Source organism: Hungatella hathewayi WAL-18680, assembly GCF_000235505.1.
Classification (GTDB): Bacteria; Bacillota; Clostridia; order Lachnospirales; family Lachnospiraceae; genus Hungatella_A; species Hungatella_A hathewayi_A.
Map to the genome: position 1 here is coordinate 2,934,855 of NZ_JH379027.1, position 13,953 is coordinate 2,948,807.

Annotated in this window: 13 protein-coding genes; all 13 read right to left on the reverse strand. The window is 52.7% G+C overall.

Annotated features, from left to right (window positions below; translation table 11 throughout):
* Window positions 1-7: 7 nt before the first annotated feature.
* Window positions 8-1,048 (reverse strand): MalY/PatB family protein, encoded by a 1,041-nt coding sequence (locus HMPREF9473_RS13145; RefSeq protein WP_006780615.1) that lies wholly within the window; start codon window positions 1,046-1,048, stop codon window positions 8-10.
* A 68-nt stretch (window positions 1,049-1,116) separates the two neighbouring features.
* Window positions 1,117-2,307 (reverse strand): hypothetical protein, encoded by a 1,191-nt coding sequence (locus HMPREF9473_RS13150; protein ID WP_006780616.1) that lies wholly within the window; start codon window positions 2,305-2,307, stop codon window positions 1,117-1,119.
* Window positions 2,308-2,320: 13 nt separating this feature from the next.
* Complete coding sequence (locus HMPREF9473_RS13155; RefSeq protein WP_006780617.1) at window positions 2,321-3,517, reverse strand: M20 metallopeptidase family protein; 1,197 nt, start codon at window positions 3,515-3,517, stop codon at window positions 2,321-2,323.
* Window positions 3,518-3,747: 230 nt separating this feature from the next.
* The gene (locus HMPREF9473_RS26235) at window positions 3,748-4,221 is read right to left on the reverse strand and encodes a MarR family winged helix-turn-helix transcriptional regulator (protein ID WP_006780618.1); all 474 of its coding nucleotides are present in this window, start codon (window positions 4,219-4,221) and stop codon (window positions 3,748-3,750) included.
* A gap of 17 nt (window positions 4,222-4,238) precedes the next feature.
* Window positions 4,239-5,051, reverse strand: coding sequence for a lysozyme inhibitor LprI family protein (locus HMPREF9473_RS26240; RefSeq protein ID WP_006780619.1), 813 nt, complete (start codon window positions 5,049-5,051; stop codon window positions 4,239-4,241).
* A 119-nt stretch (window positions 5,052-5,170) separates the two neighbouring features.
* A complete protein-coding gene (gene rnhA / locus HMPREF9473_RS13175; RefSeq protein ID WP_006780620.1) occupies window positions 5,171-5,656 on the reverse strand; it encodes a ribonuclease HI in 486 nt (161 codons plus the stop codon).
* Between the two features lie 13 nt (window positions 5,657-5,669).
* Window positions 5,670-7,271 carry an MBL fold metallo-hydrolase RNA specificity domain-containing protein gene (locus tag HMPREF9473_RS13180; RefSeq protein WP_006780621.1) on the reverse strand — a complete coding sequence of 534 codons (1,602 nt, stop codon included), beginning with the start codon at window positions 7,269-7,271 and terminating at the stop codon, window positions 5,670-5,672.
* A gap of 77 nt (window positions 7,272-7,348) precedes the next feature.
* Window positions 7,349-8,824 carry a stage IV sporulation protein A gene (gene spoIVA, locus HMPREF9473_RS13185; protein WP_006780622.1) on the reverse strand — a complete coding sequence of 492 codons (1,476 nt, stop codon included), beginning with the start codon at window positions 8,822-8,824 and terminating at the stop codon, window positions 7,349-7,351.
* Between the two features lie 68 nt (window positions 8,825-8,892).
* Window positions 8,893-9,603 (reverse strand): ABC transporter ATP-binding protein, encoded by a 711-nt coding sequence (locus tag HMPREF9473_RS13190; protein WP_006780623.1) that lies wholly within the window; start codon window positions 9,601-9,603, stop codon window positions 8,893-8,895.
* Window positions 9,604-9,622: 19 nt separating this feature from the next.
* The gene (locus tag HMPREF9473_RS13195; RefSeq protein WP_006780624.1) at window positions 9,623-10,381 is read right to left on the reverse strand and encodes an ABC transporter ATP-binding protein; all 759 of its coding nucleotides are present in this window, start codon (window positions 10,379-10,381) and stop codon (window positions 9,623-9,625) included.
* A gap of 2 nt (window positions 10,382-10,383) precedes the next feature.
* Window positions 10,384-11,460 (reverse strand): branched-chain amino acid ABC transporter permease, encoded by a 1,077-nt coding sequence (locus HMPREF9473_RS13200; protein WP_006780625.1) that lies wholly within the window; start codon window positions 11,458-11,460, stop codon window positions 10,384-10,386.
* Between the two features lie 9 nt (window positions 11,461-11,469).
* Entirely contained in the window at window positions 11,470-12,351 is an 882-nt protein-coding gene (locus tag HMPREF9473_RS13205) for a branched-chain amino acid ABC transporter permease (protein WP_006780626.1), read from the reverse strand.
* Between the two features lie 161 nt (window positions 12,352-12,512).
* Entirely contained in the window at window positions 12,513-13,742 is a 1,230-nt protein-coding gene (locus tag HMPREF9473_RS13210; RefSeq protein WP_034859294.1) for an ABC transporter substrate-binding protein, read from the reverse strand.
* Window positions 13,743-13,953: the final 211 nt, after the last annotated feature.

Below are 13,953 nucleotides of genomic sequence, written 5' to 3' on the forward strand. Positions count from 1 at the left end.
ATGCGCCTTAAAAGCTCCTCCTCCGGCAATCCAAGCCCTTACAATCCAGCCAGCACAGGAAGGTTCCCTCCGGTTCTTCCATCTCAATCTCCGGCAGATGCTCCTTTACAAAAGAAGAGACAAAGGCGATGTTTCCTTTCAGATAGGCCAGTTCTTCCCTAAGCCACGGCTCACTGGCCGGGGAGTAGGCCGCCATAACGCCCTCCAGGCCGAAGGTATTACGAATATCCAGGGACATAGCCAGCTGCATCTCGTCAAACCGGTGTTTCAGCCCCTCATCCGCAATCACCGCGATGCTGCACTTCAGGCCGGGGATGTTGAAGGTCTTGCTGGGCGCCGTCAGGTGAATCACGTGAGCCCCATAGTCTCCGCTTAAGGACAGCAGCGGATAATGGGTGTGTCCCTCGTAAACGATGTCGGAATGTATCTCATCGGATATGAGAAGCACCTCATTTCGAATGCAGATATCCGCCAGACGCGTAAGTTCCTCACGGCTCCAGACGCGTCCCACCGGATTGTGGGGACTGCACAGAATCATCATCCGGGTGGATGGCTCCGCCGCCTGCCGCTCCAGCAGTTCAAAATCCATCTCATAGCGTCCATTCACCTTCTTTAACGGATTGTTCACCACATTTCTGCCGGTCCGTCTCACAATATCGGAGAAGGGGTCATACACCGGCGGCTGGATGATCACGCCGTCACCCTCCTTCGAAAAGGCCCGGATAGCGATGTTGATGCCCGCCACCACACTGGGCAGGGCCGTAATCTGCTTTGGTTGAACATCCCACGAGAAACGCTGTTTTTCCCACCAGCACACCGCCTCATAAAATTGTTCCGTCGGTCCACAGTAACCGAAGATCTCCTGCTCCGTTCTCGCTCTCACCGCCTCCAGAATATGGGGGGCGCAGGCGAAATCCGTGTCCGCTATCCACATGGGAATAAAATCCTCCGCCACGGTGGCCGAAAGTCTGGCCTCCAGCAGCGCTTTGTTCCATTTTAAATCGCAGTTATGTTTCCTGTCTATCTCCCTGTCAAACTCATACTGCATGTTACATCATCTCCTTATTTCCTATTTTCTGCCACATATTTCTCCGTCACCTATCTGCCACAGCATATCTACGCCGCCAAAAACGGCACCAGCACGGAGGCAATCACGGCCGATACCATGGACACCGCCACGATACTGCCGATAATCATCTTGGGCATCAGAATGCCATCCAGATAATCACTCTCCCCCTGGTTCTCCGCCAGAGAGGCAATCACCTCGTTGGTGATAACAAAGTTATACGGGAATCCCAGGAAGCAGTTCAGACCGATTGCCACGGAAAGTTCTATCGGATACCCAAATTTTTTCCCAAGCGGAATGGAAAACAGTGCAATTCCAGCCGTGGCAAACAACAGGAATGCCGCCACCGGGAGAATCAGGGAAAACACCTGCTGTGGGGAGGCATCCGCAAAGTATCTCATAAAGGACGCCGTCAGACAGAGCATCAGAATGCCGAAGGAATTGGCCTTCTTAAGCGGGTCCTTCTCCAAAATGCCGAAATGAGCGGCCAGCACACCTACCACAATCATGGTCAGCGACACATTCAGTCCGGTAATAGACTCCAAAAGCACCGCTACAATCGCCAGAATAGCAAGCTTGGCCAGGTAGTAGGACGGAACCTTATATTTCTCCGGAACCATATCATTGAGGGTTCTTCTGCTCTTCTTCGCCTTCTCCGGCTTCTGCTCCTCCTTTGTCTCCTGAAGCAGCGCCGCCCCGCTCCGGTAGCCGGTTAACAGCTTCCTGCCCGCCCGGCGCAGCATATAACTGGTCAGCGGAAAGCCTACAAATCCCTGCATGATGTAAATGATGGAGGACAGCATCGCCAGCTCCGTCAGTCCCTGGGCCGCCGCCGCGTCCGACATGATGATCGTGGCAATCCCTCCGCCGGTCAGCGGTGGAATGGCAACCAGAGCCGTGTTGACATCAAAGAACAGTGCCCCAGCAATCCCCGCAAATACAATCACGCCCGCTACGGAAAGCAGCGTGATAATCACGGCCCGCCATTCCTTTTTCAGTTCATGTAAGCTGAACATGGCTCCTACCTGCAGCAGAATCACCGACATGGTAATGGTTCTGACCGACATTACCATGGAGATATTCAGAATATCCTTCGGAAATATGGTCCAGTAACCGGTCAGGAAACAGATTGCGACAATCAACAGTGATGGAATCCTGCCTTTTGATTTCTTCGAGACCGCTTCCCCAAGCGCCATAACTACCATAACAACTGCAAATGCAGTATAAAAATTCCAAGTCATATGTACTTCCCCCTTATCGTTCTTCCAATGTATCAACCGCGTACTTGACAGCCGCCCCACAGCCGCGTATCAGCACTCCTTCATCCAAATCAAACTCCTTCGTGTGATGTCCGGCCCCGTATCCATGCTCCTCGTCCCGAATACCCAGAAATGCCAGCACTCCCGGATATTTCGCCAGATAGACCCCCATGGATTCCGTGGCAAACCACGGCTCGCAGTCCGCCAGGACTTCTTCCCCAAACAGCTCCCGGATGCCGGACGCTGCCCGCTCACTGCACGATACATCGTTTATCACGGAGCAGTCCGCCTGGAGAATCCGCTCAAACTCCACGGTACACCTGTGGGCTTCCGCCACCAGCATGCAGACGCGTTTGACCGATTCAAATGCCTTCTTTCCCTCCTCCACATCAAAGTAGCGCATGGTGCCGGAAAAGGTTCCCTCGTCCGCAATCACATTTCCCTTCTCCCCGCATTTCATGGCCCCAATTCCGAGAGTAACCGTCTTGGCAGGATTGATTTCCCCGGTCCAGATACTGTTTAAATTCACCAGAATCTGGGCCATGCACATCAGCGGATTCACCGTCAAATCCGGTCTGGAGGCGTGGCCGCCCTTTCCCTTCACCCGGATTGTGAAGGATGTCAGCGCCGCCATCCGCTCCCCGGGCTGTACACACAGCCGCCCGTTTTCCAGCCCGGCATACACATGGGTGGCATAGCAGGTGTCCACCGGATACCGTTTTAACGCCTCCATCATCTGGTCCACGCCCCGGCCGGTCTCCTCCGCCTGTTCAAACACCACAAGAACCGTTCCGTGAAGCTGGCTCTTTAACCGGTTCAGCACCAGCATCGCCCCCAGCATCATCGCCATATGGGCATCGTGGCCGCAGGCATGGGACACCCCGTCATTCCCGGATACCGAAACTTTCTCACCCGACAGATTCTCCCGGCTCTCCTTCACCGGCAGCGCATCCATATCCGCCCGCAGGACCACGGTTTTCCCCTCAAAACCGCCCTCAATCCTGGCGATGATGCCATAATCCCCCACCATCTCCCAGGAAAGTCCCTGGGCTTTGACAACCTCCAGGATTTTTGCGCTGGTCTCCTTCTCAATCCCGCTGAGCTCCGGATGTTCATGAAACCACCGCCGGTATGCCCGCATCTGGGGTTCCACCTCATGAAGCAGAGCTGTCAGCTGTTCCCGTTCCATCATCGTTCTCCCTCTCCTTCCCTTTCCGATTTTACTTTAGATACTAAAATATATAACAAATAATTTAGCATCTAAAGTATTGGATATTCAAAAAGCCCATTGTGGGCGCTCTGAACATCAAATTTATTTTAGTTGCTAAAGTAATTATAGAACGATAAAGTCAAGCCGTCAATGCTTCTGTTTATTTTCCCTGATATGCCTAAATTCCCAACCTTTATTTTGTGCATATTGCACTATTCCTTTTCATCGGCAGCCATTTGATAAAACCGGTTAATATTGTCCAGGAACCTGTCACAGACTTTCAGTTCCTCCTCCGTAAACTCCGCCATGAACTCCTCAAACCGCTCATAGGCATCCCTGTCCTTTTCCCGGTGAAACGCCAGCGCTTTTTGGGCCTTCTCCGTCATCACACAGGTGATATGCCTGGAATCGGAGGCATCCTTCTTCCGGATGATATACCCCTTCTTCTCCAGTCTTGAAGCTATCTGGGATGCGGCCCCGCCTGTCACTTCCAGCTTCTCCGCAATCTGTCCCATGTCCAGTTCTCCGCCTCCCAGCACATCGATGAAATGGGCTTCTCTCATATAGAGAAGTTCCTCCGTGCCGTAAGTCCGGGGCGTGCTCTGATATTTATAAACCGTACCTGATATCCTGGTCACCTTTCTGATTAATTTTACCAGATACTGATAACGCTCGTTTTTCCGCATCACTCTTATTTCTTCCTCTACTCCGCCACCTGCTCATACATGTCGGCCAGCGCATAGGCCCGCTGTCTTGTGGACTCTGCCAGGGAGGCTGTGTACTCCAATCCCTCCAGGGTTCCGCCAGCCGAGTTCTTGGCGGCTTCCACCGCTTTGGCGTCTCTCTCCTTCATCCACTCCCGCTCCGCGCTCACCAGTTCCTTGGTCTGCTCCTCGTCGAGGTAATTCAGAAGGTCATTGTAAATGTTGTTCAGTTCACTGTCCCACAGCTTTAACTCGTTCTCCGCCGCCGTCTTCATGGAATAAGTGGTGGCCTCCGTCTCGGAGCTTCTGATCTTCTGGATCTGAAGGTCCAGCTCATCCAGTCTGGCCCGGTAGCTGGCTTTGCCGTTGTCTCCTTCCATCAGGGTGGCAGATTTTCTCGTGGGCGGCGCACCGGGTCCCGTCTGCTCCGACTCGATGAACGTGACGGCCGCGGTTGTCTCAAGAGGCGATAACACCTCCGACATCGTCTCCTCCACCTGGCTGTTCGTCGTCTCAGCTGCAGCTATTTCCGCCATTGGCACTCCATCGGAAGCGCGGGCTTCGGACGTCCCGCTTCCGGAAGTCTGGGCCTGTACGGCATTGGCGCTGTCCGCCTTCGTCTCCGCTTCCCCGGTATCCCCGCCTCCCGCCGCCTCAAACTGCGCTCCGGCGGTCGTCTCTGCCATGGCCATCTCCCGTGGGGCCCTGGCAGTGGCAGACTTTTTATTCAATATGAAACTGTTACATGTGGTGACCAATACCCCGACGGCTATGATTCCCAGCATGACAAACCAGATTCTTCTATGCTTCATACGGCTGTTCCTCTCCAAAATCAACAGATATGTTTTGCTGAATTCAGCGTATCACAAACCGGAGGGAAATGGAATAGTCATCCTGAATTAGTAATATATTGTAAGATTTAATTAAAAATTTATAACCCCTCTGTCACACCCTCATCCACCAGCAGGTTGTCCCCGTCGGCGGCGCTGGTGGCCAGCTTGTCGCAGCGCTCGTTTAGCGGATGGCCGGCATGTCCCTTCACCCAGCAGAATTTCACCCGGTGGGGATTCTTGGCCCTCAAAAGCCGCTCCCACAAATCGATATTCTTCACCGGACCGGTCTTTCTCTTCCAGTTGTTCTCCACCCACTTGTCAATCCAGCCCTGGTTGAAGGCGTCGGTGAGATACTTGGAATCCGAGTACAGTTCCACCTCGCAGGGGCGATTTAACGCCTCAAGTCCTGCAATGGCCGCCATCAGCTCCATCCGGTTGTTGGTGGTCCGCACATATCCCGCCGACAGTTCCTTCTCGTGCAGCGTTCCGGTGCTGTCCGTAAACTGGAGCACAGCTCCATATCCTCCGGGGCCGTCCGGATTTCCCCTGGCCGCCCCGTCTGTAAATAACATCACTTTTCCCATAGTTCGTGACTCCTTATCTGTCCCATTTATCGCATAGTGCATGAATCTGGTCCGCGAATTTGGCCAAATCCTTGTTGGCTCCGCCTTCGTTCCGGAGAATCACCTGGCGCAGGCGCTCACCGGCCGCCACCAGACGTGCAAAGACGCCGCTGGCCTTCCTGGTGCTCTCCGTCTCCTTCACAATCGGCACGCCCTCGGTTCTGGTTACCCAGGCACCGGCCGCCAAATCATAGACCGAGCCGGAAAATGGCGCCGCCGCGTTAAGCCCCAGCTCTCTTTGCAGCTGCTCCACAAAGATATCGCAGACCGCATCGTCGCCGTGTACCGCAAACACCATCTGCGGCTTCTCCTCGTAGGCCCGGATCCACTCCAAAAGCCCCGTCCGGTCCGCATGGCCGCTGAGTCCCTCAATAGTCTCAATATGCGCCTCCACGTCGATGGACTCGCCAAAGAGGTTCACCGCCCTGGCCCCCTCCTGGAGGGTTCTTCCCAGCGTCCCCACCGCCTGATAGCCGGCAAAGACCACCGAGCACTCCGGCCGCCACAGATTGTGTTTCAGATGATGGCGGATACGCCCCGCATCACACATTCCCGCCGCGGAAATGATGACCTTGGCCCCGGAATCAAAGTTGATAGCCTTGGACTCCTCGCTGCTCACCGACAGCTTCAGCCCTGGGAAGGAAATGGGGTTAATCCCCTGCTCCACCAGTGCCCTGGTCTCGTCGTCATAGCAGCGCAGCAGATTCTCCGTAAACACATGGGTGGCCTCCACCGCCAGCGGACTGTCCACGTAGACCTCAAAATTATCGCGGCCCTTCACCATACCGTCGTGCTTGATTTTCCGGATAAAATATAACAGCTCCTGGGTTCTGCCCACCGCAAAGGCGGGAATCACCACATTGCCGCCCCGGTCCAGGGTCTCCTGGATAATGCGGGCCAAATCCGCCACATGATTCTTGGATTTAGCGTGTTCCCTGTCGCCGTAGGTACACTCCATTACCACATAATCTGCTTTTTTAATATAGTGCGGGTCCCGGATTAAGGGCTTGTTCTTGTTGCCGATATCGCCGGAGAAGACGATTTTCTTCTCCACGCCCTCCTCCCGGCACCAGACCTCGATGGAGGCGGAGCCGAGAAGATGGCCGGCGTCTACAAAACAGATGGTCACGGAATCGCTCAGCTTCACCGTCTCATTGTACTCATGAACCTCGATGTGCTCCAGCAGTCCCGCCGCGTCATTCAGCGTATATAACGGCGGCTCCTCCGGCCGCCCGGCTCTTCTGGCCTTCCGGTTCTTCCACTCCGCCTCCATCTCCTGGATGTGGGCGCTGTCCTTCAGCATAATGTTGCAAAGTCCTCCGGTAGCCACGGTGGTAATCACCTTTCCCCGAAACCCTCTGGCGTAGATAAAAGGCAGATACCCCGCATGGTCAATGTGGGCATGAGTCAGCAGAACGTACTCTATCTCGGCGTAGCTGACGGGAAGGTCCGCATTTTCATAGGTGTTGCCGCCCTGCTCCATCCCGCAGTCCACCAGAAGTTTCGTCTCCCCCACTTCCAGATAATGGCAGCTTCCCGTCACCTCATGGTCCGCCCCGATAAATGTCAATCTCATTTATACATTACCTCCTGTATCTTTCTCTCCAGTACAAGCAGCAACTGGTGTCATAATATGTACAGTATAACATTGAACTATATAATAATGCAAATCATACCACCGTTACTGTCGTTAATAATTTTCTGTAACGTATCCTGGAGCTTCATCTGACAGTCCTCCGTCATCTGGGAAACCTTAGCCTGGATGCCGTCCTCCACAATCTGTTCGATGGACTTGCCGAAAATGTTGGTGTTCCAGATGCCGTCCTCGCTCTCCCTGGCATTCTGCTTGATGTAGGCAATCAAATCCTCCGCCTGCTGTTCGCTGCCCACAATCGGCGCAATCTCCGTCTCGATATGGGCCTTAATCATGTTGATGGACGGCGCCTCCGCCTTCATTTTCACCCCATATTTGTTGCCGTGCTTAATCACCTGCGGCTCATCCAGCATAATCTCCGAGCGCTCCGGCGTCACCACCCCGTAGCCCCGCAGCCGCACCTGGCTCATGGCATTCTGAACCTTCTCGTACTCCTTCTGCATCTGGGCCAGACTGCTGAGCGTCTGCATCAGCTGGTACTCGCCCTCAATGGGAATTCCCACATAGTCGCTCAAGATCTGGTAGTAATAGCTGTCATCCACATTCACATCCACGGACACGCTGCCGTCCGCCATCTCCATCCGGGCCACCTTCATGCCTTTGATGTAGTCGGCCGCCACGTCAAGAAGCTGCCCCGTGATGTCCTTCATGTGGGACACCTGGCCCATCACATCCTTCACCGCCTGAATCACCGAAGCCTTCAGCCAGTGGGTGGACGGCAGGATTTCCAGCCATTTCGGGATATAGAAGTCCATCTGGGTCACCGGAAACTCCTTCAGAACCCGCTCCAGAATATGGAAAATGTCTTCTTTTTTCAATTGCTCGCAGTTCACCGGCATGACGGTCACGCCGTACTTCCCGCTCATCTCCTCCGCCAGGGCCACCGTCTCATCGGAGTAGGGCTTCGCCGAGTTTAACAGGACGATAAACGGTTTTCCCAGGTTTTTCAGTTCCTGGACCGTCCGCTCCTCCGCCGGCAGATAGTTTGGCCGCTTCAACTCCCCGATGGAGCCGTCCGTGGTCACCACGATACCGATGGTGGAGTGGTCGTTAATCACCTTCCTGGTACCAATCTCCGCCGCCTTGGTAAAGGGAATCTCATAGTCATACCAGGGTGTCTTCACCAGACGCTCGCTCTCGTTTTCAATGTGTCCGGACGCTCCGTCCACCATGAATCCCACGCAGTCAATCAGCCGGACCTTGGCGGAAATGCCGTCGTCCAAATCAATCTGGGCCGCCTCCTTCGGGATAAACTTGGGCTCCGTCGTCATAATCATCTTGCCCGCCGCGCTCTGCGGCAGTTCATCTCTCGTCTGGTTCCTGCCATGCTCGTCTTCCATCTTCGGAAGCACCATCAGCTCCATAAACCGTTTGATAAATGTGGACTTGCCCGTTCTCACCGGCCCTACCACGCCTATATAGATTTCACCACCGGTTCTGGCTTTAATATCTTTGTATACAGAATATTGTTCCATAAAGATACCCCCTTGCTATGCTGATACAATATATGCAGGGGGGTGTCTAAATTATTCAATCTATTTGATTACTCGCTCAAATAAGCCTTCTTTACGGAATCATTGTTCATCAAATCTTTAGCGTCACCGCTAAGGGCAATCTGGCCGGTCTCCAGCACATAGGCCTTGTCGGCGATGGACAGCGCCTTCTTTGCGTTCTGCTCCACTAAAAGAACCGTGGTTCCTGTCTTATTGATCTCCTGGACGATGTCGAAGATTTCATTCACATAGATCGGAGAAAGTCCCATGGACGGCTCATCCATCACGATAAGCTTCGGGTGGGACATCAGGGCCCGGCCCATGGCAAGCATCTGCTGCTCGCCGCCGCTGAGCGTGCCGGCCAGCTGGTTTCTTCGCTCCTCCAGCCTCGGGAACCGCCCGTATATCATCTTCAGGGTCTCCTCAAACTCATTCTTGTCTTTTCTCGTGTAGGCACCCAGTTTCAGGTTCTCATACACGGACAGCTGGGAAAATACCCGCCGTCCCTCCGGTACATGGGCCATCCCCATGGACACAATCTTGTATCCCGGTGTCCTGGTAATGTCCTTCCCCTCAAAGTGGATTTTACCCGCGCTGGAGGGAATCAGTCCCGTAATCGTGTGAAGAATCGTGGTTTTCCCGGCGCCGTTGGCTCCGATTAAGGCCACAATCTCTCCCTCATTTACCTCAAAGGAAATACCCTTGATGGCCTGAATCACGCCATAGTATACTTCCAGATTGCTGATTTCAAGCATTGCCATGTCTGTCTACCTCCCCTTCCTATTCGCCCAGATATGCCTTGATCACTTCCGGGTTGTTCAGCACGTCACTGGTGGCTCCCTGAGCCAGCACCTGGCCGAAGTTCAGCACCGTCAGCTTCTCACAGATACCGGATACCAGCTTCATATCGTGCTCAATCAGAAGGATAGTCATCTTGAACTCGTCCCTCACAAAACGGATGGTGTCCATCAGCTCTTTGGTCTCGTTGGGGTTCATGCCCGCCGCCGGCTCATCCAATAACAGCAGCTTGGGTCCGGTGGCCAAAGCTCTGGCTATCTCCAGCTTTCTCTGCTTGCCGTAGGGCAGATTGGAGGCCAGATACTGGCTTTCCTTATCCAAATCAAACACCTTTAACAGCTCCATGGCCTTTTCATCCATCTCTTTTTCCACCTTGAAATACCGGGGCAGTCTCAAGATGCCCTCCACCGTGGAATAGGTATGGCTGTTGTGCAGTCCCGCCTTGACATTGTCAAGCACGGTCAAATCTTTAAACAGGCGGATATTCTGGAAGGTTCTCGCAATTCCCGCCTTGTTGATGTCAATGGTCTTGTGCCCGGTAATCACATCCCCGTCCAGAACAATACTGCCCAGATTCGGTTTGTATACACCGGTCAGCAGGTTGAAAATCGTGGTTTTGCCGGCGCCGTTGGGGCCGATTAAACCGTATAATTCTCCCTGTTCGATGGAAATATTAAAACCATCCACCGCCTTTAATCCACCGAATGAGATACCCAGGTTCGTCACTTCCAATAATGCCATGATTACTGTACCTCCTTCGCCGTTTTCTTTTTGCCGAACATCTGTCTGAAGGAATGACGTTTCCGGAAGTCAATAATTGCCGGACTCCAGTTGAAAATCATCATTGCAATCAGCACGATAGCATAAATCAGCATACGGTAATTGTTCAGTCCGCGCAGCAGCTCCGGAAGCAGGGTCAGAATCACCGCCGCAATCACGGAACCACGGATATTGCCGATACCGCCCAGCACCACGAACACCAGAATCATGATGGACTGGTTATACCCAAAATTCTTCTGGGTCGCCGTCAAGGTCGACAGGTTGTGGGAATACAACACACCCGCTACGCCGGCCAGGGACGCGGAGATGGTAAATGCCATCAATTTATATTTGGTAATGTTGATACCGATGGATTCCGCCGCAATCCGGTTGTCACGGATGGCCATAATTGCCCGGCCGCTTCTGGAATGAATCAGGTTCAGCACAATAAACAGGGTAATCAATATTAACACAAAGCCGATGACAAAGGTGGAGTTGTTGGGGGTGCCCGTGATACCCTGGGCGCCGTTGATAATCACCTTGCCATCCTCCAGCATATTTAATTCCATGGAATTCTTCATGGACACATGGAATCCTGCGGAGTCTCTGCCAAGATAAATCACATTGACCACGTTCTTGATAATCTCGCCGAAGGCCAGCGTCACAATCGCCAGATAGTCGCCCCGAAGCCGGAGCACCGGGATACCGACGATGATGCCCGCCACTGCCGCCGCTGCCGCGCCGATTAACAGGGCCAGGAAAAACCGAAGCCCCGCATTTGTCATGGTGTCCTTCATACACACGGAAAAGAAGGAGCTGGCAAAGGCGCCAACACACATAAATCCGGCGTGGCCAAGACTCAGTTCTCCAAGAATACCAACCGTCAGGTTCAAGGATACCGCCATGATGATATAGATGCAAAGCGGCACTAAAAGCCCCTTCATCAGGCTGGACACGTGGCCGGTCGCCAGGAGAATCTGTACGATGATAAATGCCACAATCACCATTCCATATGTAATTGCATTATTTTTAGCCGTCTTACTAATCGTCATTTTCTTCATATCGTCCACCTAAACTTTCTCATTCATCTTCTTGCCCAGAATGCCGGTCGGTTTCACCAGCAGCACGAGAATCAGCACGCCGAACACGATGGCGTCCGACAGCTGGGAAGAGATATAGGCTTTACTCAGGTTCTCGATAACTCCCAGTAACAGTCCGCCGATAAATGCCCCCGGAATGGAGCCGATACCGCCAAACACGGCCGCCACAAATGCCTTGATACCGGGCATGGCGCCGGTGTACGGGGAAAGAGTCGGGTAGGCGGAACAAAGCAGCACTCCTGCAATGGCCGCCAGGGCGGAACCGATGGCAAAGGTGAGCGCAATGGTTCCATTGACGTTGATGCCCATCAGCTGGGCAGCGCCTTTATCTTCAGAGACAGCCAGCATGGCCTGCCCCGCTTTCGTCTTTTTAATAAACAGTGACAATCCAATCATAATCACCACACAGGTGATAACCGTCACAATCGTCTCCCCGGAGATAGTCAGCTGGCCGTCCGCCAGCTTGATAGCCGGAACGGTGACAACGGATGGGAAAGATTTTGGGTTGGCTCCAAATATCAAAAGAGCCAGGTTCTGAAGCAGATAGCTGACACCGATTGCGGTAATCAGAACGGCCAGAGGCGACGCCATACGAAGCGGCTTGTATGCCACCCGCTCAATGGTCACGCCCAGCACGGTACAGATCACCACAGCCAGAAGGATGCCGACGACAGGAGGCAGTCCCATGCCGTTCACCGCCGTGAACACCACGAATCCCCCAATCATGATAACGTCTCCATGAGCAAAATTCAGCATCTTGGCAATGCCGTATACCATGGTATACCCAAGAGCAATCAACGCATACACGCTGCCCAGGCTGATACCATTTATAAAATACGATACAAAACTCATATAAGCACCCCTTTTGTCGTTTTTTGACTAAAAATAGTCATATGTCAAAAATTATATCATAGGAAAGCAGTCAATACAATCATTTTTATTCTTGCGTAAGTCATATGCGAAAGGAGGACTGTCCTTGGGACAGCCCTCCTTTTGGGCATATAGGAAACTCATTACATAGCTGTGTAAGTACCGTCTACAATCTTAACTGCCTTAGGAGCTTTGGAAGGCTCGCCATCAGCGGTCCAGGTCATTCCCTCGCCGGTAAGACCATCCAGAGTAATCTGTGTCATACCGGTCTTCATGGCCTCACACTTGTCAGATACACTCATATCTGCTGTCACGCCAGATTTCTCAGCTGCTGCCTTGATGGCATAGATAGCATCATAAGCATCTGCCGCGAACTGGATTGGTGTGTCGGTGTAAGCAGCCTTAAAGGAAGTTACAAAGTTCTTAGTCAAATCATCCTGAGCGTCAGCTGCGAATGGTGTCAACAGCATTACGTTCTCAGCAAGTGAAGTGTCAAAGCCTTCCACTGTGAGGATACCATCCAGACCATCACATCCAAAGAACATTGGTGCGTAACCCATGGTGTTGGCCTGGGTCAGAATCTGGGAAGCCTGTGTATAGTAGATTGGAAGGAATACCAGCTCTGCGCCGGCCTCTTTCGCTTTCTGTAACTGCACGGTAAAGTCCGTGTTGTTGTCAGCGGTAAATGCCTCTGCGGAGACAACTTCGATCCCCTGGTTCTTTGCCTCAGCAGCAAATTTCTCATAGATACCGGAAGAATATACATCGGAGCTGTCGTAGATAACGGCAACCTTGGATGCCAGCTTGTTCTCGCCTATGTACTGTGCGGAAGCCGCGCCCTGGTTCGGGTCAGAGAAACATACACGGAATGCATTGTCATACTGTACACACTCAACTGCAGAACCTGATGGTGTCAGCATGAACATATTGTCTTCTTTTGCCTTCTCGGCAACTGCGATACATGGGTTGGAAGTAACGGTACCCATTAACATCTCCATGCCCCAGTCTTTTAATGTATTGTAGGCATTGACAGATTTCTCAGCGTCATGCTCATCGTCCTCAAATTTGAATTCTACCTGCATCCCGTTGATGCCGCCTGCCGCGTTAATCTCATCCACTGCCAGCTGTGCACCGTTCTGAACCGCGATGCCGTATACTGCCGCGCCACCGGTTACAGGGCCGATACCGCCGATTTTTAATACTCCGCCGGTTGATGCCGCCGGTGTCTCTCCTGCTGCTGTCGTTGTGTCACCAGCCGCCGCTGCTGCTGTGGTCTCTGCTGCCGCTGTGGTCTCTTTCGCTCCATCGCCGCATGCGGTTAAGGATGCTGCCATACAGGCTGCCATGGCGATTGCCAATACTCTCTTTTTCATAATAATCTCCTCCTTCATGATAATATCACTCTGCATTTCTCCCTCTATCGATTTCCTCCCTCAGGGAAATGCATATGATAAGTGGCCTCTAGTTTCACGTAGAAGCCACTGCTTGTTAAGCTTTTTTCATTATATATTCAATAAAAACGATTGTCAACCAATTTTCTCAGATATCTGTTTATTTCTTTAAAACTTTACCATTAAGAAGTGA